Annotated in this window: 24 protein-coding genes; 13 read left to right on the plus strand and 11 right to left on the minus strand. The window is 65.3% G+C overall.

The window, feature by feature from the left end; translation table 11 throughout:
• Window positions 1-96 precede the first annotated feature (96 nt).
• Window positions 97-861: a sulfite exporter TauE/SafE family protein gene (locus tag AmiPiv_RS15220; RefSeq protein WP_340038320.1), complete on the minus strand. Its 765-nt coding sequence runs from the start codon at window positions 859-861 to the stop codon at window positions 97-99.
• A 269-nt stretch (window positions 862-1,130) separates the two neighbouring features.
• Between AmiPiv_RS15220 and AmiPiv_RS15225 the strand changes: the two genes are divergently transcribed.
• The 8 genes from AmiPiv_RS15225 (at window position 1,131) to AmiPiv_RS15265 (ending at window position 6,369) form a co-directional block, all read left to right on the plus strand.
• On the plus strand, window positions 1,131-1,742 hold the full coding sequence (locus AmiPiv_RS15225) for a 50S ribosomal protein L25/general stress protein Ctc (RefSeq protein ID WP_340038321.1): 612 nt from the start codon (window positions 1,131-1,133) through the stop codon (window positions 1,740-1,742).
• A gap of 27 nt (window positions 1,743-1,769) precedes the next feature.
• Entirely contained in the window at window positions 1,770-2,507 is a 738-nt protein-coding gene (gene pth / locus AmiPiv_RS15230) for an aminoacyl-tRNA hydrolase (RefSeq protein WP_340038322.1), read from the plus strand.
• A gap of 129 nt (window positions 2,508-2,636) precedes the next feature.
• On the plus strand, window positions 2,637-2,888 hold the full coding sequence (locus tag AmiPiv_RS15235) for a hypothetical protein (RefSeq protein ID WP_340038323.1): 252 nt from the start codon (window positions 2,637-2,639) through the stop codon (window positions 2,886-2,888).
• Window positions 2,878-3,318 carry a PIN domain-containing protein gene (locus AmiPiv_RS15240; RefSeq protein WP_340038324.1) on the plus strand — a complete coding sequence of 147 codons (441 nt, stop codon included), beginning with the start codon at window positions 2,878-2,880 and terminating at the stop codon, window positions 3,316-3,318. Before AmiPiv_RS15235 ends, AmiPiv_RS15240 begins: the two co-directional genes overlap by 11 nt.
• Window positions 3,319-3,330: 12 nt before the next feature.
• On the plus strand, window positions 3,331-4,434 hold the full coding sequence (gene ychF / locus AmiPiv_RS15245; protein WP_340038325.1) for a redox-regulated ATPase YchF: 1,104 nt from the start codon (window positions 3,331-3,333) through the stop codon (window positions 4,432-4,434).
• Window positions 4,435-4,829: 395 nt separating this feature from the next.
• The gene (locus tag AmiPiv_RS15250; RefSeq protein ID WP_340038326.1) at window positions 4,830-5,159 is read left to right on the plus strand and encodes a YMGG-like glycine zipper-containing protein; all 330 of its coding nucleotides are present in this window, start codon (window positions 4,830-4,832) and stop codon (window positions 5,157-5,159) included.
• Window positions 5,160-5,449: 290 nt separating this feature from the next.
• Window positions 5,450-5,914 carry a MaoC family dehydratase gene (locus AmiPiv_RS15260; RefSeq protein WP_340038327.1) on the plus strand — a complete coding sequence of 155 codons (465 nt, stop codon included), beginning with the start codon at window positions 5,450-5,452 and terminating at the stop codon, window positions 5,912-5,914.
• The gene (locus AmiPiv_RS15265) at window positions 5,911-6,369 is read left to right on the plus strand and encodes a MaoC family dehydratase (protein ID WP_340038328.1); all 459 of its coding nucleotides are present in this window, start codon (window positions 5,911-5,913) and stop codon (window positions 6,367-6,369) included. The genes AmiPiv_RS15260 and AmiPiv_RS15265 overlap by 4 nt, the downstream gene beginning before the upstream one ends.
• Before the next feature lie 145 nt (window positions 6,370-6,514).
• Here AmiPiv_RS15265 and AmiPiv_RS15270 read toward each other — a convergent pair whose 3' ends face one another.
• On the minus strand, window positions 6,515-7,060 hold the full coding sequence (locus AmiPiv_RS15270; RefSeq protein ID WP_340038329.1) for an adenine phosphoribosyltransferase: 546 nt from the start codon (window positions 7,058-7,060) through the stop codon (window positions 6,515-6,517).
• 136 nt (window positions 7,061-7,196) lie between these two features.
• Here AmiPiv_RS15270 and AmiPiv_RS15275 point away from each other — a divergent pair, with 136 nt between their 5' ends.
• Window positions 7,197-7,556, plus strand: a complete 360-nt coding sequence (locus AmiPiv_RS15275) for a hypothetical protein (protein WP_340038330.1) — start codon at window positions 7,197-7,199, stop codon at window positions 7,554-7,556.
• On the plus strand, window positions 7,537-7,872 hold the full coding sequence (locus tag AmiPiv_RS15280; protein ID WP_340038331.1) for a type II toxin-antitoxin system PemK/MazF family toxin: 336 nt from the start codon (window positions 7,537-7,539) through the stop codon (window positions 7,870-7,872). The genes AmiPiv_RS15275 and AmiPiv_RS15280 overlap by 20 nt, the downstream gene beginning before the upstream one ends.
• Window positions 7,873-7,923: 51 nt before the next feature.
• On the opposite strand, the gene AmiPiv_RS15285 is transcribed toward AmiPiv_RS15280, so the two are convergent.
• The 8 genes from AmiPiv_RS15285 to AmiPiv_RS15320 all read right to left on the minus strand — a co-directional run bounded on the left by AmiPiv_RS15285 (window position 7,924) and on the right by AmiPiv_RS15320 (window position 18,200).
• Window positions 7,924-8,739 carry a cytochrome c1 gene (locus AmiPiv_RS15285; protein WP_340038377.1) on the minus strand — a complete coding sequence of 272 codons (816 nt, stop codon included), beginning with the start codon at window positions 8,737-8,739 and terminating at the stop codon, window positions 7,924-7,926.
• A gap of 168 nt (window positions 8,740-8,907) precedes the next feature.
• Window positions 8,908-10,206 (minus strand): cytochrome b, encoded by a 1,299-nt coding sequence (locus tag AmiPiv_RS15290; protein ID WP_340038332.1) that lies wholly within the window; start codon window positions 10,204-10,206, stop codon window positions 8,908-8,910.
• 19 nt (window positions 10,207-10,225) lie between these two features.
• Window positions 10,226-10,789, minus strand: a complete 564-nt coding sequence (petA, locus tag AmiPiv_RS15295) for a ubiquinol-cytochrome c reductase iron-sulfur subunit (RefSeq protein WP_340038333.1) — start codon at window positions 10,787-10,789, stop codon at window positions 10,226-10,228.
• Between the two features lie 322 nt (window positions 10,790-11,111).
• Window positions 11,112-11,420, minus strand: a complete 309-nt coding sequence (locus AmiPiv_RS15300; protein WP_340038334.1) for a DUF6665 family protein — start codon at window positions 11,418-11,420, stop codon at window positions 11,112-11,114.
• Between the two features lie 9 nt (window positions 11,421-11,429).
• Complete coding sequence (locus AmiPiv_RS15305) at window positions 11,430-13,298, minus strand: ABC transporter ATP-binding protein (protein ID WP_340038335.1); 1,869 nt, start codon at window positions 13,296-13,298, stop codon at window positions 11,430-11,432.
• Window positions 13,299-13,503: 205 nt separating this feature from the next.
• Window positions 13,504-15,381 (minus strand): ABC transporter ATP-binding protein, encoded by a 1,878-nt coding sequence (locus AmiPiv_RS15310; RefSeq protein WP_340038336.1) that lies wholly within the window; start codon window positions 15,379-15,381, stop codon window positions 13,504-13,506.
• Between the two features lie 604 nt (window positions 15,382-15,985).
• A complete protein-coding gene (locus AmiPiv_RS15315; RefSeq protein ID WP_340038337.1) occupies window positions 15,986-17,845 on the minus strand; it encodes an ABC transporter ATP-binding protein in 1,860 nt (619 codons plus the stop codon).
• A gap of 154 nt (window positions 17,846-17,999) precedes the next feature.
• A complete protein-coding gene (locus AmiPiv_RS15320) occupies window positions 18,000-18,200 on the minus strand; it encodes a hypothetical protein (RefSeq protein ID WP_340038338.1) in 201 nt (66 codons plus the stop codon).
• Between the two features lie 400 nt (window positions 18,201-18,600).
• Between AmiPiv_RS15320 and AmiPiv_RS15325 the strand changes: the two genes are divergently transcribed.
• Both AmiPiv_RS15325 and soxR read left to right on the plus strand, forming a co-directional pair.
• Window positions 18,601-19,059: a tRNA (cytidine(34)-2'-O)-methyltransferase gene (locus AmiPiv_RS15325; protein ID WP_340038339.1), complete on the plus strand. Its 459-nt coding sequence runs from the start codon at window positions 18,601-18,603 to the stop codon at window positions 19,057-19,059.
• 140 nt (window positions 19,060-19,199) lie between these two features.
• Window positions 19,200-19,640, plus strand: a complete 441-nt coding sequence (soxR, locus tag AmiPiv_RS15330; RefSeq protein WP_340038340.1) for a redox-sensitive transcriptional activator SoxR — start codon at window positions 19,200-19,202, stop codon at window positions 19,638-19,640.
• A 93-nt stretch (window positions 19,641-19,733) separates the two neighbouring features.
• Here soxR and AmiPiv_RS15335 read toward each other — a convergent pair whose 3' ends face one another.
• Entirely contained in the window at window positions 19,734-19,991 is a 258-nt protein-coding gene (locus AmiPiv_RS15335) for a hypothetical protein (protein ID WP_340038341.1), read from the minus strand.
• A gap of 78 nt (window positions 19,992-20,069) precedes the next feature.
• Between AmiPiv_RS15335 and hemF the strand changes: the two genes are divergently transcribed.
• Entirely contained in the window at window positions 20,070-20,984 is a 915-nt protein-coding gene (gene hemF / locus AmiPiv_RS15340; protein ID WP_340038342.1) for an oxygen-dependent coproporphyrinogen oxidase, read from the plus strand.
• The last annotated feature ends 112 nt before the right edge of the window (window positions 20,985-21,096 follow it).

Consider the following 21,096-nt stretch of genomic DNA (forward strand, 5'->3'; position numbering starts at 1 on the left):
TGGCCTCACGGGGAGTCCACCATGCCCCCGATATGCGAATTCTATTTGAAAGCGGCCCGGGCTTCAACGAAAAGAGTTGCGTCGGCCGGCAGTGCGCTACCGCAGTACGCCGTCCAGCACGGGCAGGCCGATGATCGCCGCGGTCGCGATCAGGCCGTAGCAGATGCGGCGGAACGTGGCCTCGTTGGCGCGGCTGAACAGGCGCGAACCGATGAACAGCCCCAGCGCGAAGGTCGGCCCGATCGCCAGCGACAGCCCCACCGTCTCCCAGGTCAGCAACCCGGCGACGAGGTAGCTCGAAATCGACAGCACGCTCGAGATCGCGAAGTAGAGCACGATGTTGGCGCGCACCGTCTGCGGCTGGAAGGCGCCGCCGAGCCAGTAGGCGACGACCGGCGGTCCGCCGACCTGGGCAGCCCCCGAAAACAGCCCCGAGGTCATGCCGACGACCGCCGTCAGGCTGGCGTGGGGCCGGCCGTGATAGCGCCAGCCCGACATCAAGAGCGCGAGCAGCCCGGCCACGATGGCGACGATGGCCCAGCGGATCACCACGCCGTCGACATGGGTGAGCAGGTAGGTGCCGGTCGGCACGCCGACTGCCGCGCCGAGCGCCATGACGCCGACATTGGCGCGGTCGGCGTTGCGCCAGGCCTTGGGGATCAGCCCCGGGGTCAGCACCAGGTCGACGATCAGGAGCAGCGGCACCGCAAGCTTCGCGCCGATCAGCGAGCTTGCAACCGGCACGAAGATCAGCGCGCCGCCGAAGCCCGAGAAGCCGCGCGCGCAGCCGGCGACGAACGCGGCCACGACCAGCACCAGGATGGTGCCTGCCGGAAAGTCGAGCGGGAAAAGGTCTGACATGGCTGACATCGGGTTCGCGAACGTTTCGAGCGGCGTGATACAAGCTCGGCAGCGCCTGCGCGAGCAGCCACGGCGGCGCCAAGACGGAGCCAGCCCCGGACTGCCCCGACAGTTGCACTTTTTGCCACCTTCCGTTATAGAGCCGCCACCCGCGTAGACACCCTTGGAGGCAACGCGGCGGAAGGCCGCCCGATCCGGCGGCTTTCGACGTTTACGGACATGGCGTCAAGCCAACCCGTAGGCGCTCCATACAACCGAAAGGAAATGCCATGAGCGAAACTTACGAGCTCAAGGCCGAAGCACGCGAACTGGTCGGTAAGGGGTCCGCCCGTGAAGTTCGCCGCAACGGCAAAGTGCCTGCAGTCATCTACGGCGACAAGCAGCCTCCCCTGGCCATCGCCCTGTCCTACAAGGACATCTTCTACAAGATCCATGGCGGCGGCTTCCTGACCACCGTGGCGACGATCGACGTCGACGGCAAGAAGATCAAGGTCCTGCCGAAGGACTACCAGCTCGACCCGGTCCGTGACTTCCCGATGCACGTCGACTTCCTGCGCGTCGGCGCAAACACCGAAGTCAACGTCCAGGTTCCGGTTCACTTCATCAACGAAGAGAAGTCGCCCGGCATCAAGCGCGGCGGCACGCTGAACATCGTCCGTCACGAAGTCGAGCTGCACTGCCCGGCCAACGCGATCCCCGAGTTCATCACCGTCGACCTCGACGGCACCGACATCGGCGACTCGATCCACATCTCGGCCGTCAAGCTGCCGAAGGGCGCCAAGCCCATCATCTCCGACCGCGACTTCACCATCGCGACGATCGCCGGCACCTCGGCATCGAAGTCGGAAGAAGGCGCGTCCGAGGCTGCTGCAGAGGCATAATCGGCAGCACTTCCGGAGGACCCGAACATGCTGCTCTTTGCAGGTCTCGGCAATCCGGGCGCGCAATACGCGAACAACCGGCACAATGTCGGCTTCATGGCGGCGGACGCAATTGCCCGCCGCCATTCGTTTTCGCCCTGGACGAAAAAGTTCAAGGCGCTGGTCGCCGAAGGCAACATCGCCGGCGAAAAGATCATCCTGATCAAGCCGCAGACCTTCATGAACCTGTCCGGCCAGTCGGTCGGCGAAGCCATGCGCTTCTACAAGCTCGCCCCCTCCGATCTCACCGTCTTCTATGACGAGCTCGACCTCGTTGCCGGCAAGGTGCGCGTCAAAGTCGGCGGCGGCGCCGGCGGCCACAACGGCATCCGCTCGCTCGACCAGCATGTCGGCAAGGACTATCGCCGCGTCCGCATCGGCATCGGCCATCCCGGCGTCAAGGAGATGGTGCACGGCCATGTGCTGGGCGACTTCGCCAAGGCCGACAGGGCCTGGCTCGAGGCGCTGCTCGACACCATCGCCGACAATGCCGACCTCGTCGCCAAGGGCGACGACAGCGGCTTCATGAACAAGGTGACCGTCGGGCTGCGCGACACGCTTCAACCGACGGGCGACGACGACACGCCGCCGCCGAAGGCCCCCAGAGCACAGGCACCCAAGGCCCAGAGCCACATCCGCCAGGCCCGCCCCAGCCAGCCGGCGGTCAAGGTTCCCGAGACCGGCCCGATGGCCGCGATGCTGAAGAAGCTGCTCGGCAAGGAGTGAAGGTTCCGGGGTCGCCTGGCAGCGCATTGACCGGCCGATCTTAGCCCTCTTCTCGCCAAGCTTGAGTTTTGCATCCGCCATCACTATATCACAGGAACACGAACTTCGTGTTTCCGTGTGGAGGCTCAGATGAAAAACGTCACAATCTCCATGAAGGATGAGATGCTCAGCGAACTTCGCGTTGAAGCCGCCAAGGCGGGGAAAAGCGTGTCGCGCTTTGTTGCAGATCTCATCGAGGCGAGCATTCACAAATCGGCGCCCGCCGCACCGATGTCTCGCAATGCCCAGATGGAAGCGCTGGAGCGTATCCTTAGCGGGCCCAAGTGGAGCGTGATGCGCGACGGCCGCATGCCAACCGCCGAAGAGCGCAATGAACGATAGGACTTTCATCGACAGCAACGTCTTCCTATACGCTGCGGAAGAAGGAACCGCGCCAAAATCAACTGTTTCGGGAGATTGGCTACGCTACCTCCTTCACACCGGTCTTGGCGTGGCCAATCTCCAGGTCCTGAACGAAGTGACCAACGTCCTCGTCAAGCGAGGCAACAAGCCTCCAGAGGCAATCTTCACGATCATCGACGGATTTGCCCTCTTCGGGACCAGTTCCATCAATCTCGAAACCGTCGCCGCGGCACGCCTACTGCACTTCGAGAACCAATATTCCTGGTGGGACTGCCTGTTGCTCGCATCCGCTATCGAATTGCAGTGCCGCTTCTTCCTGTCCGAGGATATGCGGAACGGACATCAAATACGTGGGTTGACGATCATCAACCCATTCCGGCATAGCCCTCCACAAATCCCGCTCCACTAGGACCAAAAGACCATGGGTTTCAAATGCGGCATCGTTGGCCTGCCCAACGTTGGCAAATCGACGCTTTTCAACGCGCTGACGCGCACGGCGGCCGCGCAGGCGGCGAACTACCCGTTCTGCACCATCGAGCCGAACACCGGTGAGGTGGCGGTTCCCGATCCGCGCCTCAAGCTGCTCGCCTCCACCGCCAAGTCGAAGGAGATCATCCCGACCCGCATCTCCTTCGTCGACATCGCCGGCCTCGTCCGCGGCGCCTCGAAGGGCGAAGGCCTGGGCAACCAGTTCCTCGCCAACATCCGCGAGGTCGACGCCATCGTGCACGTGCTGCGCTGCTTCGAGGACGACGACATCACCCATGTCGAGGGCCGCATCGATCCCGTCGCCGACGCCGAGACGGTCGAGACCGAACTGATGCTCGCCGACCTCGAGAGCCTCGAGCGCCGCATCGTGCAGATCCGCAAGCGCGCCCAGGGCAAGGACAAGGAAGCCACCACGGTGCTGCCGATGATGGAGCAGGCGCTCGCGCTGCTCCAGGACGGCAAGCCGGCGCGCCTGTTGCTCAAGGGCATCGCCGCCGAGGACCTCGCCATCCTCCAGGGCCTGAACCTTCTGACCTCGCACCCCGTGCTCTATGTCTGCAACGTCGCCGAGGGCGATGCCGCGACCGGCAACGAGCACACTGCCGCAGTGCAGGAGATGGCCGAGGCGCAGGGCGCGGGGGTGGTCATCATCTCGGCGGCCATCGAGGCCGAGGTGGCGCAGCTGCCCGACGAAGAGGCGCAGGAATTCCTCGCCGACATGGGCCTCGACGAGCCGGGCCTCGATAAGCTGATCCGCGCCGGCTACGAGCTTTTGCACCTCATCACCTACTTCACCGTCGGCCCGAAGGAGACGCGCGCCTGGACCGTCCACAAGGGCGCCAAGGCGCCGCAGGCGGCGGGCGTGATCCACACCGACTTCGAACGCGGCTTCATCCGCGCCCAGACCATCGCCTACAACGATTTCGTCACCCTCGGCGGCGAAGTCGCGGCCAAGGAGGCTGGCAAGGCGCGCGACGAAGGCAAGGAATACGTCGTCCAGGACGGCGACGTGATGCTGTTCAAGTTCAACACCTGAGGCCTTGGCGGGATGGTGGCGCAAGCTGCGTGCCCCGAGACCGATCTCGGGGTGGTGCGGGATGCGTCGGCAGCGATGAGGCAGGAGCGGGCAAGTTCTGCCGCCGGCCGCCGGAACAGCCTTGAACAGGCTGACGCCCCTTTAAACATTCGTTAACCATCCCCATATACACCGTCATGGAGATTGCAGATCGTCTCCTCCTTTGACCACGGATGTACTGGCACTGGATGTCGAGATGTAGAGAAAGGTCGGGTTAGCCCCGGCCTTTTTTGTTGCGAGGTCCATCGACTTTGCGCGGCACGCTTCCTGGCCCATGCCCGCGGGCTGGGACCGCCCATGTTCCGCCGCAATGCGCCGGCATTTGAACCAAAGGGGCTCAAGGAGAGGATTTGATCGTGAAATTCAATGGAATAGCTCTCGCTACCGCGCTGCTCGTGACGCTGGCAGCCTGTGCGCAGACGCCGCAGCAGCAGGGTGCCGGGACGGGCGCCCTCGTGGGTGCGGCCGGCGGAGCGCTGGTCGGCCAGGCCATCGGCGGCAACACCAAGAGCACCGTGATCGGCGCCGCCAGCGGCGCCCTGCTCGGCGCGGTCGTCGGCTCGTCGGCAGCACCCCGGCAAGGCCGTGAAGTGCGGCGCGGCGAAGAGATGTGCCGCTACCGCGCACCGGACGGCAGCATCTATGTCGACCGCTGCGACGACCGCTACTACAACGGCAACTATTGATCCCGGTCCCGATGCGGCAACGCATCGGAAAGCGATCCATCAGCGCGCGGCAGGCTGACCTGCCGCGCGTTTTTGTTTGGCGGTTGCCCGGCCATGCCGGAACTCAGATGGATGCTCGGCAACCCGATGGCGCTCGGGCTGATGGTGGTCTCGGCGATCTTGCCGTCATGGTGCTTCCGCAGCCGCGGCTGGCTCTGAGCCAATCGATCCCCCCGACCGGCCCCTGTCGGCCTTGCGCGGCATGCCGGGCCGGTCCATGGTGGATCGTACAAGTTTGAACAGGAATGCCGATGACCGCCAGAAAATGGGCTTTCGAGGATTTCGCCGAGGGCGTCGAGATCGACCTTGGGACCAAGACCGTCGAGGCCGGCGAGATCGTCGAATTCGCCAGCGAGTTCGACGCCCAGCCCTTCCACCTCGACGAGGAGGCCGGCAAGGCGAGTATCCTCGGCGGGCTCTCGGCATCGGGCTGGCACACCTGCGCCATGTTCATGCGCATGCTGTGCGACGCGTTCCTGCTCAATTCGACCTCGCAGGGCGCGCCGGGCGTCGACTTCGTGAAGTGGAAGAAGCCGGTGCTCGCCGGCGATGTGCTCGCCGGCCGGCTGACGGTCCTTTCCGGCCGTTTGTCCAGGACGCGACCGGGCATCGGCTTCGTCACCTGGCGGGCGGAACTGAAGAACCAGAAAGACGAATTGGTGTTCGAATTCCAGAACACCTGCATGTTCCTGACCCACGAGGCGGCCGCGGCATGACCCTCGAGTACTATCTCGGCATCGGCAGGACGATCACCCTCGGCAGCTACCTTTTCGAGGCCGAGGCGATCAAGGCGTTCGCCCGCAAATACGATCCGCAGCCCTTCCATGTCGACGAGGAGGCCGCCCGCAACAGTGTCTTCGGCCGCCTCTGCGCCTCGGGCTGGCACACGACCGCGGTGTGGATGAAGCTCAACCTCGCCTTCCGCGGCGAGGCGTGGGCGGGCCACGGCCCGGCACCCGAATTCGGCCCCTCGCCCGGCTTCAAGAACCTCAAATGGCTGAAGCCGGTCTATGCGGGCGAAACCGTGACCTTCACGCGCACGGCGCAGGATCTCCGTCCGCTGGCATCGCGCCCCGGCTGGCGTATCCTGACGCTGCACTCGGAAGGCTTCGACAGCACCGGCGACAAGGTCATCGAGTTCGACAGCGCGGTGCTGGTGAAGGCCGGGTAGCCTACTATTGTTGTCCAGGACGATGAGCGTAGATGCTTGAGCGCGCCCCTTCTCCATATGGACCGCCTCATTCCTTCCCGCCCCCTCTGCCCTGCCGGGCATCTCCCCCTCAAGCAGGGAGATTGGCAGCTTCGGCGGCAGCCGCTCAGTCCCCCTCATAGGCTATGAGGGTGCGGACCTCGACGCCGAGGGCCTCGAGCTTCCTGCGGCCGCCGAGGTCGGGCAGGTCGATGACGAAGCAGGCCGCGACGATGTCGGCCCCCATCTGGCGCAGCAGCTTCACCGCAGCCTCCGCCGTGCCGCCTGTGGCGATCAGGTCGTCGACGAGGATGACCCGTTCGCCGGGCGTCACCGCGTCCTTGTGCATCTCCATCTCGTCCAGGCCGTATTCCAGGCTGTAGGCGATGCGCACCGTCTCGTGCGGCAGCTTGCCCTTCTTGCGGATCGGCACGAAGCCGGCGGACATCTGGTGGGCGATGGCGCCGCCGAGGATGAAGCCGCGCGCCTCGATGCCGGCGATCTTGTCGATCTTCGATCCCGCGTGCGGATGCACGAGTTCGTCGATGGCGCGGCGGAAGGCGCGCGCATCGCCGAGCAAGGTCGTGATGTCGCGGAACATGACGCCGGGACGGGGATAGTCCGGGATGGTGCGAATGGACGAAAGCAGCGTCTGTTCGAGAGAGGTGTTCATGGTACGCCTTGTGAAGAGTCCCCTTCTTCTAGATGCTCGCTCGCGGGATGAAAAGTCGTGCCGGCGACGAATGCTTGACGCCACCCCCACCCCACCCCTACCTTCACATCGGCATCCGCGACATCTGGAGGCAGCCATGCTTATCGAGATCAAGGACGACGTGATCTGGGCGAAGCACCTGAAGGCAAGCCCGGCCCTGTACGAAACCGTGGTCGGCCTCGCTCCCGAAGAGACGATCAGCCTTTCGGTCGACGGCATCGTCGGCAAATGGGCCAGGATGAGAAGTGGCGCGGACGGCCGCCCGACGCTTGGGCTGAAGCCGGTCGGCGCCATGGCCACCGTATGGAAGCGCCTGCAGGAACGGCGTGGCGAGAAGGTTCACCTGACCTGGCCTGACGACGACACGGATGCCCTGCTGCGTCTCGCCGACATGACCTTCGATGAATGGTATTCGGCTGAAGACGAAGAGGCGTTCGGTGACCTACGACCGATTTGACGTCATCCTGGTCAACTTCCCCTTCACCGAAAAGCGCGGCCAGAAGCAGCGTCCGGCGATCATCCTAAGCAACCGCTCGTTCAATCGTGCGCATGGCCATTCACTGACCACGATGGTCACGACGGCCAGCAACACGAAATGGCCGAGCGACCTGCCGATCATCGACTTCGCCGACGCCGGATTGCGAACCCCGTGTGTCGCCCGAATGAAGCTGTTCACCATCGCCGACGACCTCATCATCGGCCGCCTAGGAACATTGTCAGGCGGCGATCAGGGCCGGCTGGCTGAAGCGATCGGCAAGATGATCAGCGCATAAAAGCAAAGGGCGCCTCGCAGCGCCCTTTCATTTCTTGGCAATCGCGCCCGGTCAGTGGGCGACGTTCGCCCACACCTTGCGCTTGGTCGCATAGAGCAGGCCGCCGAACAGCGCCAGGAACAGCAGGACCTGGAAGCCGGTCTGCTTGCGCTCCGGCAGGTGCGGCTCGGCCGCCCACATCAGGAACGCCGCGACGTCCTTGGCATACTGGTCGACCGTCTCGGGCGTGCCGTCCTCATAGGTCACCTGGCCGTCCGAGATCGGCTTGGCCATGGCCAGCGACTTGCCGGCGATGAAGGCCGGGTTGTAGTGCGTGCCTTCCGGGATCTCCATGCCGGCCGGCGGCTGCTGGTCGTAGCTGGTCAGCAGCGCGTGGATGTAGTCAGGACCGCCTTCGGCATACTGGGTGAAGATGTCGAAGACGAAGGTCGGGAAGCCGCGGATGACGCCGCGCGCCTTGGCGATCAGCGAGAAGTCCGGCGGCACCGCGCCGTTGTTGGCGGCGGCGGCAGCAGCGCTGTTCGGGAACGGCGACGGGAAGCGGTCGCCCGGCAGCGCCTTGCGGGTGAACATCTCGCCGTCGGAATTCGGACCGTCCTGGACCTCGTACTCGGCGGCGAAGGCCTTGACCTGCGCCTCGGTGTAGCCGAGGTCCTCGAGCGTGCGGAAGGCCACCAGGTTCATCGAGTGGCAGGCCGCGCAGACTTCCTTGTAGATCTTCAGGCCGCGCTGCAGCTGGGCCTTGTCGTAGGTGCCGAACGGCCCCGCGAACGTCCAGTCCATCTCCTTGGGCGCGTTGATCGGGAAGTGCGTCGGCTCCGCGAGGTTGTGCTCCGACGGGGCCGCCATGCCGGCCATGCCGGCCATGCCGCCCGTGCTGCCGGCGCCCATCTTGGACATGTCGTGCGGCTGGGTCGCGGGCGCGTTCTCCTGAGCCAGCGCTGCGCCGGCGGTTGCGGCGAGCAGCAGGCCGATGGCAGCCAGGCCGTTGAGAATCTTGTTCATTCGAAAAATCCCTCTCAGATTCTCGTTGGCTCAGCCGCGGGTTTCGGGCGCTGCGGTGGCACCGGCCGGGTGGGCCGAACCGCCCTTGTTCTTCTCGAGCACCGCCTCGGTGATCGAGTTCGGCAGGCGGCGCGGCGTCTCGATGAGGCCGAGCACCGGCATGACGATCAGGAAGAACGCGAAGTAGTACAGCGTCGAGATCTGCATCAGCGGGATGTAGACGCCTTCCGCGGGCTTCGAGCCGAGCCAGCCGAGGAAGATGGCGTTGGCGACGAAGAGCCAGAAGAACAGCTTGTACCACGGACGGTAGACGGCCGAGCGGACCTTCGAGGTGTCGAGCCACGGCACCACGAACAGCACCGCGATGGCGCCGAACATGGCGAGCACGCCGCCGAGCTTCGAGTCGATCGGCCCGATGTTGAAGGTGACGGCACGCAGGATCGCGTAGAACGGCAGGAAGTACCATTCCGGAACGATGTGCGCCGGCGTCTTCAGCGAGTCGGCCATGATGTAGTTGTCGGGGTGGCCGAGGTAGTTCGGGATGTAGAACACGAAGTAGGCGAAGGCAGCGAGGAACACGATCATCGCGAACGCGTCCTTGATGGTCGCGTAGGGCGTGAAGGCGACGGTGTCGGTCTTCGACTTGACCTCGATGCCGGTCGGGTTGGTCTGGCCGGTCACATGCAGCGCCCAGACGTGCAGAATGACGACGCCCGCGATCATGAACGGAAGCAGATAGTGCAGCGCAAAGAAGCGGTTCAGCGTCGGGTTGTCGACGGCGAAGCCGCCGAGCAGCAGCTGCTGGATCCAGTCGCCGACCAGCGGGATGGCGGTGAAGAAGCCGGTGATGACCGTCGCGCCCCAGAAGGACATCTGACCCCACGGCAGCACGTAGCCCATGAAGCCGGTGGCCATCATCAGCAGGTAGATGATGCAGCCGAGGATCCAGAGCAGCTCACGCGGCGCCTTGTACGAACCGTAGTAGAGGCCGCGCATGATGTGGACATAGACGGCGATGAAGAAGAACGACGCGCCGTTGGAGTGCAGGTAGCGCAGCAGCCAGCCGGAATTGACGTCGCGCACGATCTTCTCGACCGACTGGAAGGCGAGCGAGGTGTCCGAGGCGTAGTGCATCGCAAGCACGATGCCGGTCAGGATCTGCACGCCCAGCATGATCGAAAGGATGCCGCCGAAGGTGTAGGCGTAGTTCAGATTGCGCGGGACCGGATACGAAACGAAGGAATCGTGCACCAGCCGCGGCAGCGGCATGCGCGCATCGAACCAGCGGCCGATGCCGGTCTTGGGCGAATAGGTCGAGTGTCCGCTCATGGAAATAAGTCCCCCTGCCTCAGCCTATCCGGACCATGGAGTCGGAAATGAACTGGAATGTCGGAATTGCGAGATTTTCCGGCGCCGGCCCTTTGCGGATGCGGCCGGCCGTATCGTAGTGCGAGCCGTGGCACGGGCAGAACCAGCCGCCGAAATCGCCCTGCTGGCCGAGCGGCACGCAGCCCAGATGGGTGCACACGCCAACCATGATCAGCCAGTTTTCCTTGTCCTTGCCGGCGGAACGGTCGATGTCGGTCGCCTGGGCATCCGGCGCGACGTTGGCGTTGCGCGCGACCGGATCCTTGAGATCGGCGAGCGGCACTTCCTGGGCGGCCTTGATCTCTTCGGGCGTACGGTTGCGGATGAAGACCGGCTTGCCGCGCCACTTGACCGTCAGCGACATGCCCGGCGTGACCGACGAGACGTCGACCTCGATCGAGGAAGCGGCCAGGGTCGATGCGTCCGGGCGCATCTGGTCGATGAAGGGCCACGCCACGGCGCCAGCACCGACCACGCCGGCCATACCGGTGGCCACATAGAGAAAATCGCGGCGATTGGGCTCGCTCGTATCGGTTGCGCTCACGGGACCTGATCCTTCTGCCTCAATTCCACCGGAGGCCGAGCACGTGTCCCCGCTCAACGCCGCTGGCCCGACAGCGCATGGCAACCAGGCTAGCGAAATTCCTCCGGCATTTGGAGTTCGGTTTATGCGTGAAGCCCGTTTTTGTCCAGACAAGACAGGAGACGTGGGCAGATTGTCGCGGGGATGGCGATATCCGTGGAAAACCCCAGCAATCTGGCGGTTTCCAGCTTTTTTGCACATCTTTGCGCAGCCTTGGCTGCAGCTGCGCGACCGCGCCCGCCGCTGCCCCCTCCAGTACCGGCAAGGTTTTCCCCTGCGCCGTTCAGGCAGCGCCGAGTCGCGCCAGCACCTCGCGCGGGATGCCGTAGTGGCGGATGGCGTCGTCGTGACGCCGGTAGCCGCAGAGCTCGCGCTGGACGAAATAGCCGTAGACGGCGTCGGCCGCGGCCTTAACCAGGACACGGCGAGCCTCGGCATCGCCCGAATGGGCGCCGAGCCTGGCGAGCGCCTCGCCGACCCGTTCGCCGGCCCGGCCAAGCGCGGCGGCCTTCTCGGCCAGGAGCTCATAGTCGAGCACGTTGAGGCTCTGCTCCTGGCGGTTGGAAAACAGGCTGGGCGGGCGCACGGACATGAGGCGATCCTACTCCGCGGCGAGGCGATCGGCGAGGAACCCGCCCGACTGGCGCTTCCACAATTGCGAATAGAGCCCGCCCTTGGCGATGAGCGCGTCGTGGGTGCCCTCCTCGACGATGCGCCCCTCGTCGAGCACGATCAGCCGGTCCAGAGCCGCGATGGTCGACAGCCGGTGGGCGATGGCGATGACGGTCTTGCCCTCCATCAGCTTGTAGAGGTTCTCCTGGATCGCCGCCTCGACCTCGCTGTCGAGCGCCGAGGTCGCCTCGTCGAGGATGAGGATCGGGGCGTCCTTGAGCATCATGCGCGCGATCGCCACGCGCTGACGCTGGCCGCCCGAGAGCTTCACGCCGCGCTCGCCGACATGGGCGTCGTAGCCGCGGCGGCCGCGCGGATCGGCCACGCCGACGATGAAATCGTGGGCGGCGGCGCGCTTCGCCGCCTCGACGATCTCGGCCTGCGAGGCCCCTGCCCGGCCGTAGCCGATGTTGTCGGAGATCGAGCGGTGCATCAGCATCGCCTCCTGGCTGACGACCCCGAACTGGGCGCGCAGCGATGCCTGGGTGACCGAGCGCACGTCCTGCCCGTCGATCAGGATGCGGCCGGCCTCGACGTCAAACAGCCGCAGCGCGAGGTTGACGATGGTGGTCTTGCCGGCGCCCGACGGCCCGACGAGGGCGACGCGCTCGCCCGGGCGGATGTGCAGGTCGAGGTTGTCGATCACTCCGCCGCCCTTGCCATAGTGGAAGGAGACGTTCTCGAACACGATGTCGCCCATGGCGCGCGGCAGCAGCCGTGCGTCGGCCGCGTCGCGGATCGCCGGGCGGACGGAGATGGTGCGGGTGGCGTCCTGCACGGTGGCGTAGTTGCGCACCAGCCCGTTGATGTTGAACATCATCCAGCCCGACATCTGGTTGAGGCGGAAGACCAGGCCCAGCGCCGCGGCGATCGCGCCGGTCGAGATCTGGCCCTGGCTCCAGTTGACGAGGCAGATGGCGGCCACCGCCGCCATCATGAAGCCGTTGAGCAGGGCGACCGTCGAACGCACCGTGGTGATCGAGCGCGTCAGCCGGACGACGGCGCCGAGATAGCTCTCGAGCCCGTCGCGGACATAGGCGTGCTCGTGCCGGCCGCTGTCGAACAGCTTGACCGCCATGATGTTGGTGAAGGCGTCGACGAGCCGGCCGTTGAAGATCGAGCGCTGGTCGGCGGTGGCGCGGCCGGCCTGGCGCATGCGCGGCAACAGGTAATAGATGATCGAGGCATAGCCCGCGAACCACAGCCCCACCACCGCCCCCATCAGCGGGTCGAGCGATACCAGGATGGTGACCGACAGGAACACGAAGGTGAGGAAGCCCCACATCGTCTGCAGCACGCTGACCATGAAGTCGCCGACGGCCTCGCCGCCCTGCATGATCTTGGTGGCGATGCGGCCGGCGAAGTCGTTCTGGTAGAAGTCGTAGGGCTGCTCGATGACGCGCCGGAACGCCTGCCAGCGCACCATGGAGAAGAAGCCGGGCACCACGATCTGCTGTTCGACTACGGCCGAACCGACGATCACGACGGTGCGGACCACCAGGATCAGCACGAGCAGGCCGGCGAGCGCCGGCCAGTGGTCGGTGAACAGCCGCTGCGGCGAGCTGGAATCGAGCAGGTCGATGAGCCAGCCCACCGACCAGTAGAGCGCGGCGTCGACCGCGCCCGCGAGGAAGCCGGTGATCAGGAGAAGGATGAACGGCCCCTTCGCCTGCCGGGCGAAATAGAGGATGAAGGCCCAGGCGCTTTCGGGCAGCACTTCGCGGTCGGTATCCTGGAACGGGTCTATGGCGCCCTCGAAGCGGCGCCAGAGACGTTCCTGGAAAGGATCGGGGGTCATCGGGACGGCCCCCTAGGTTCGCGTGAGGCACCCCCCTCTGGCCTGCCGGCCATCTCCCCCTCAAGGGGGGAGATTAGCAGCGTCCACGCCTGCGCTCGTCTTGCACTCTCGGCGATTGGCGAAGGCAGAGGTGACAGCTGATCTCCCCCCTTGAGGGGGAGATGGCCGGCAGGCCAGAGGGGGGTACATAGCGCCATCGTCACCATCACGCCGGCCTCGTCTCTTCGAGCGGGTTTTCCTCGTGGAACAGGAAACCGCCGGACTGGCGCTTCCACAGCCGCGCATAGAGCCCGTCGAGAGCAAGAAGCTCCTCGTGCGTTCCTTGTTCCACGATGCGGCCGCGATCGAGCACGACCAGCCGGTCGAGCGCGGCGATTGTGGACAGCCGGTGGGCGATGGCGAGCACGGTCTTGCCGGCCATCAGCGCGGTGAGATTTTCCTGGATCGCCGCCTCGATGTCGCTGTCGAGCGCCGAGGTCGCCTCGTCGAGGATCAGGATCGGCGCGTCCTTGAGGAAGACGCGGGCGATGGCGATGCGCTGGCGCTGGCCGCCCGACAGCTTGACGCCGCGCTCGCCGACATAGGCGTCGTAGCCGGCGCGGCCGCGATTGTCTTGGAGCGCGCCGATGAACTCGTGTGCTTCCGCCTTGCGGGCGGCGGCGAAGACCTCGGCGTCGGAGGCGTCGGGCTTGCCGAGCTTGATGTTGTCGCGCAGCGAACGGTGGAACAGTGCGGTGTCCTGGCTGACCACGCCGATCTGGCTGCGCAGCGAATCCTGCGTGACGGCCGAGACATCCTGACCGTCGATGAGGATGCGCCCGCCCTCGAGGTCGTAGAGGCGCAGGATGAGGTTGGCGAGCGTGGTCTTGCCGGCGCCCGAGGGGCCGACGATGCCGACCTTCTCGCCCGGCCTGACCGTGAGCTCGATGCCGTCGAGCACGCCGCCGCCCTTGCCGTAATGGAAGACGACGCGGTCGAGCTTGACCTCGCCGCCATCGACCGCCAGCTCGCCGGCGCCCGGCCTGTCGGTGAGCCCCAGCGGCTGGGAGATCAGCGCCTTGGAGTTTTCGAGCACACCGAGGTTCCTGAGGATGCCGTTGAGCTGCATCATCAGGCGGCCGAGCAGCATGTTGAGACGCAGCACCAGGCTGAGCGTGAAGGCGACGGCGCCGACAGAGATCGCGCCCTCGACCCATAGCTGGATCGAATACCAGGCGATCAGCGTGATCATGACGCCCGACAGCGCGGTGAGCGCCATGCGCACGCCGGTGAGCTTGCGGGTGAAGGGCCTGAGCGCGCCGAGATAGATGTCGAAGCCGGAGCGGATATAGCGGTCGTCGCCGTCAGAGGCGAAGAGCTTGAGCGTCTGGATGTTGGAATAGCTGTCGACGATGCGGCCGTTGATCATCGAGCCGGCTTCGGCGGTCGCCTCGGCATGCTTGCGGATGGTGGGCAGGTAGCGCCTGGCGAGGAAGCCGAAGGCGACGATCCAGACCACCACCAGCGCCGCCAGCCGCCAGTCGAGGCCGGCGACGACCGCGAGCGTGGTGACGGTGTAGACGAGCATGAACCAGACCACCTCGATGAAGCTCTCCATCAGGTCGCCGGTCGCCTGCCCCGCCTGCCAGACCTTTGTCGCGATGCGGCCGGCGAAGTCGTTCTGGAAGAAGGAATAGGACTGGCGCGAGACGTGGCGGTGGGCCTGCCAGCGCACGAGGTTGTAGAAGCCGGGCGTGATCGTCTGCTCGTCGACCAGCGCCGACATGCCGACGACGATGGTGCGGATGACGAGCACGGTCGCTGCCATGAACAGCAGTTCCGGGCCGGCATGCTCCCACAGCGACGCCCAGCTGCGGTCGGCCGGCATCTGGTCAAGTATGTCGACGAGGCGCCCTACGAAATAGAAAAGCCCCGCTTCGACAAGCGGGGCGATGCCACCGATGACCAGCATGGCGAAGAAGGCGAGCCGCGCCTGGCCGACATAATGCCAGAGGAAGCCCCACACCGACGACGGCGGCCTGAGATTCTTCGGCTCCCGGAAGGGATAGACCCAGTTCTCGAACCAGTCGTAGATCTTGTTCATGAGCGCTCGGGACCAGGCCGGATGGACGCGACGCCACCACGAATACCGGGCGTCGACTCGCGATTGTCGGCCCAAACGGGCCGGCGAGGCAACCGCCGCCTGTCAGCAGCCTGCCTGCAACCGGGCGATTTTCGGGCGGGGCGGTCACATTGAGATGAGGACGGAGAAGGGCCGAGGCGTGAATGCTTCCCACCTTGCCGGCCGGCGGCAACCTCGCAGCAGCCCTTGCATTAGCGGTCTGTGTGAAGGTGGTTCATCCTGAGGGCTACGGAGGCGCCTCCGCCAAGCTTCGACGCAGAGCGCGCGGGATCCGGAACACTGCAGACCGACGAGAGCGATCCCCTCCCTCTTAGGCAGCCGCGCAGCAGGGGTGGGGGTGATTCAAGACACATGGGCAGAATGTGATGAACGCAACTTGCGACGAAACGGTCGAGGATACCCACACCCTCAATCCCTTCCCACAACGGGGAGGGAGGCCGGGCGGTGGCGCTACCGCCTTGCCGGGCAACACAGCCCCCGATCCAGGCTGCGACGTAGCAGGCCCCCTCCCTCTTGTGGGGAGGGGTCAGGGGTGGGGGTAATTCCCTCCCCATAGAAGGAGCCCCTACTCCGCCGCCTGGGCCTCGACGCCATCGGCCTCTTCGAGCAGGAAACCGCCGGACTGGCGCTGCCACAGCGAGGCGTAGAGCCCGCCTTTGGCGACCAGCTCGTCGTGGCTGCCCTGCTCGATGATACGGCCCTTGTCCATGACCACCAGGCGGTCCATCGCGGCGATGGTGGAGAGCCGGTGGGCGATGGCAATCACGGTCTTGCCCTCCATCAGGCGATAGAGGTTTTCCTGGATCGCCGCCTCGACCTCGCTGTCGAGCGCCGAGGTCGCCTCGTCGAGGATCAGGATCGGCGCGTCCTTGAGCATGACGCGGGCGATGGCGATGCGCTGGCGCTGGCCGCCCGACAGCTTGACGCCGCGCTCGCCGACATGTGCCTCGAAGCCCTTGCGCCCCTTGGGGTCGGCCAGCGTGGCGATGAAGTCGAGCGCCTCGGCGCGGCGCGCCGCCTCGACCATCATCGCCTCGGACGCATCGGGACGGCCATAGAGGATGTTGTCGGCGACCGAGCGGTGCAACAGCGACGTGTCCTGCGTGACCATGCCGATCTGGGCCCGCAAGCTGTCCTGCGTGACCTTGGCGATGTCCTGGCCGTCGATCAGGATGCGGCCCTTCTCGAGGTCGTAGAAGCGCAACAGGAGATTGACCAGCGTCGACTTGCCGGCGCCCGAGCGGCCGACGATGCCGACCTTCTCGCCCGGCTTCACGTCGAGCGTGAGATTCTCGATCACCCCCTTCCGCTTGCCGTAGTGGAAGCCGATCTGGTCGAACGAGATCGCGCCCTTGTCGACGACGACGGTCTCGGCGTCGGGTTCGTCCTCGACCAGGCGCGGCATCGAGATCGAGGTGATGCCGTCCTGGACGGTACCGATGCTCTCGAACAGGCCCGAGACCTCCCACATGATCCACTGCGACATGCCCCAAAGGCGCAGGACGAGGCCGAGCACCACGGCGACCGCACCGATGGTGACGACCTGGTCGAGCCACAGCCAGATCGACAGCACGCCGACCGACAGAAGCAGCGTCGAGTTGAGCAAATAGAGCACGCCGTAGAGCGAGGTCACCAGCCGCATCGACCGGTAGACGGTGCCCATGAACAGCGACATGCCTTCCTTGGCAAAGGACGCCTCGCGGCGCGAATGCGAGAACAGCTTGACCGTCTGGATGTTGGTGTAGCTGTCGACGACGCGGCCGGTCATGGTCGAGCGCGCATCGGCTTGCTCTTCGGCGAGCTTGCCCAGGCGCGGCACGAAATAGCGCAGCAGAAGCACGTAGCTGACGAGCCACACCACCAGCGGTGCTGCAAGGCGCAGGTCGGCCGAGCCGACGATGATCAGCACGCCGATGAAATAGACGATGACGTAGTTGAGCACGTCGATCAGCTTGACCACGCATTCGCGCACGGCGAGCGCGGTCTGCATCAGCTTGGTGGCGATGCGGCCGGCGAATTCGTCCTGGTAGAAGCTCATCGACTGCTTGAGCAGGTAGCGGTGCACCTGCCAGCGGATGCGCATCGGATAGTTGCCCATCAGCGTCTGCTGGTTGACCAGCGACTGCAGCACGACCATGCCCGGAAGGATGACCATGACGATGAAGGCCATGCCGGCGAGCTTCCAGCCTTCGTTCTCAAGGAAGGTCTCGCGGTTCTGCGCCGACAGCCAGTCGACGATGTTGCCGAGGAAGCCGAACATCCACACTTCGGCGAGCGCGATCAGCGAGGTCAGCAGCGCCGCAATGATGATGTAGGGCCACGCGCCCCTGGTGTAGTGCAGGCAGAAGGCGACAAGCGTCTTCGGCGGCTCGACCGGTTCCTCCGACGGGAACGGATTCAGTCTGTTTTCAAACCAGCGGAACATTTCAGTCTCTCATTCGGTATGGCACGCGGCGGATCCGCGTGGGCTGTGCATCAGAGGGGCCGCTGGTACGGCCACTGGGCGCCGCTTACGGGTCGAAAACCGGTGCGGCGGCGGCCACCAAAATGTAGGTGGCCGCTGAGGATTCGGCGAATCTTCAGCGGTTGCCTCCTGACATCGTCCTGGCAGCAGGCCGGGCAGCGCCCGACCGGCCGGCGAGCCGACCGATCAGCTTTGCCAGCCGCTTGAACAGCGGCCGGTAGTTGGGGTCGGGCACCACCCGCGACATGTCGACGTCGGGCAGCATGCCGCGATGCGGGCGCCGCGGCGCGGCTGGCGCCTGCGGGACTTCGCCCATCGACAGCGCCCAGGCCGCATGCCTCGCTTCGGAGAGTGCGTTCGACCGGACTGGGCTTACAGAGTCGCGTTGGCTACGGGCAACTTGCCCGTTGAAGATGTTGGCAAACATCGGAATTGTCCTTCGAAAACCGGAACAGGAATTCGGCGGATCGCGATGCGAGGATGCCTGTATATGTCAGGAATGTCGTCGAACCGGGCCGCCGCTCAGGCAGTTCGTCGCCCACAGAGGGGGCGGTGAATGTCTATGGCCATCATGTGTCCCATGCCCTCCTCCTTCGGTTCGAGTTGACAATGGCGGCCGTATACTCCCATTCGCGACAGAACGCCACACGAGCCCATTCACTTTCTTCTTTGGCGGAACTTGCTGTTGCCCTGCAGCCACAGATTAGGAAAGCCAAATGAACGAGAAGCTGCGCATCGCCCTCTACCAGCCGGACATCGCCGGAAACACCGGCACCATTCTCCGCATGGCCGCCTGCCTAGGGCTCGGCGTCGACCTGATCGAGCCCGCCGGCTTCGACATCTCCGACCGGGCTCTCAAACGCGCCGGCATGGACTATCTCGAAATGGCGGCCCTGACCCGGCACATCGACTTCGACCGCTTCGAGCACTGGCGCCAGAGCGAAGGCCGCCGCTTGATACTGATGTCGACCAAGGCCGCGCTGCCTTATGCGGATTTCCGCTTCGAAACCGGCGACATCGTCATGCTTGGCCGCGAATCGGCTGGCGTGCCGGACCACGTCCACGATCTCGCCGACCAGCGGCTGATCATCCCGATGCCCGGCGGCGGCCGCAGCCTCAACGTCGCGCTGGCTGCCGCGATGGTGGCAGGCGAAGCGCTGCGCCAGATCGGCTGAGGCCAGCGCCGCAAGATCGCCCGGCGCCGCGCCGCATGAACTCCGGTTCCAGTGTGTCGCCATGCTCTGTATCCTTCTCTTGCAACGTCATGGCCTATTCCGTACAACCTCAACTAAACTTGAGGTCAAGCGGGAATTTCATGGCGCAGGAACTGACTGTCGGCGAAGTGGCGCGGCGCAGCGGCGTCGCGGTTTCGGCGCTACATTTCTATGAGACGCGCGGGCTGATCCACAGCCATCGCACGGCGGGCAACCAGCGGCGCTATGGGCGCGACGTATTGCGCCGCGTGGCGGTGATCCGGATCGCGCAGGAGGTGGGCATCTCGCTCGCCGACATTGCCGTCGCATTGGCCACCCTGCCCGACGGACGCACGCCGACGCGCGAGGATTGGAGTCTGCTTTCAACGGCTTGGCGACACGACCTCGACCATCGCATCGAGCAGTTGAAGAAGCTGCGCGACGGGCTGACCGACTGCATCGGCTGCGGCTGCATGTCGATCGACAAGTGCCCGCTGCGCAACCGCGAGGACAGGCTGGCGCGCCAGGGCCCGGGACCGAGAAGGCTGATCGTGAAAGAGTAGGGCGTGTCGAGATTCAGGCTGGGTCGAGCCGGGAACGTTGGGTTCCGGGAACATCGGAACGGAGCCTACATTCGAGTGCCGCCTGAATACTCGCTAGTCCGACGTCGGCAGGCGGCGGATGGTAAATTCGATGACGTCGCCGGGGCGCTCGAACCAGCTTTCGATCTCGGTCCAGTAGGCCTGCTTCGGCCAGCGGGTGAACCACTCCTGCGCCTTGGCGCGCGCATCGTTGCGCGGCAGCACGAACGTCTCGCGCAGGAACCCGTCGCGCGGCTTGCCGGCACGTTCGGCGCGGCTGCGCTGCAGCCGCTTCCTGAGGTCGTCCAGCGGCGGTCTGGTCGGGGTGCCCATAAAGAACTCCTTGACCCTGTCGAGAAGGAGATTAGGGATCGCGCCGGAAAATTACGAGTCATTTGTACGGAGCCCAAATTGCAGCGCCCAGAAATACCGGCTGGACTTCCGGCCGACATAGAAGACCGCAAACTGCGCGCCCGCGCCTGGTTCGAGGAACTTCGCGATCGCATCTGCCAGACCTTCGAGACGCTGGAAGATGAAGTGCAGGGACCGCTGGCGAGCTGGGCGCCCGGCCGCTTCGAGCGCACGCCGTGGCAGCGCGACGAAGGCAAGGGCGGCGGCGGCACCATGTCGATGATGCACGGCCGCGTGTTCGAGAAGGTGGGCGTGCACACCTCGACCGTGCACGGCGAGTTCTCGCCCGAGTTCCGCCAGCAGATGCCCGGCGCCGAGGAAGACCCGCGCTTCTGGGCCTCGGGCATCTCGCTGATCGCGCACCCGCAGAACCCGAACGTGCCAGCGGTGCACATGAACACGCGCATGGTCGCGACCTCGCGCTGGTGGTTCGGCGGCGGCGCCGATCTCACCCCGGTGCTCGACCGCCGGCGCACCCAGGAGGACGCCGATACGGTCGCCTTCCACAAGGCCATGCAGTTCGCCTGCTCCAAGCACGGCGGCGTCGCCGACCACCAGAAATACAAAGACTGGTGCGACGAGTATTTCTTCCTGCCGCACCGCAACGAGCCGCGCGGCACCGGCGGCATCTTCTTCGACTGGCAGCATTCGGCCGAGGAGAAGGGCGGCTGGGACGCCGACTTCCGCTTCGTGCAGGATGTCGGCCGCGCCTTCCTCGTCGCCTACCAGCACCTGGTCCGGCAGAACTTCAACTCGAACTGGACCGACGCCGACCGCGACGAGCAATTGGTGCGCCGCGGCCGCTATGTCGAGTTCAACCTGCTCTACGACCGCGGCACGATCTTCGGGCTCAAGACCGGCGGCAACATCGCCTCGATCCTGTCGAGCCTGCCGCCCGAGGTCAGGTGGCCGTAGGCGGCGCGCGACGTCTCATTTGACTCCACGACGCTCGTACAGCTTTCGGGGACGCCGGTTATTTTTCCAGTTATATTTTGCATTGATTTAGCTCAAGATTTGGAGCAAGGTT

The organism is Aminobacter sp. Piv2-1 (assembly GCF_037625995.1).
In the GTDB taxonomy this organism is placed as follows: Bacteria; Pseudomonadota; Alphaproteobacteria; order Rhizobiales; family Rhizobiaceae; genus Aminobacter.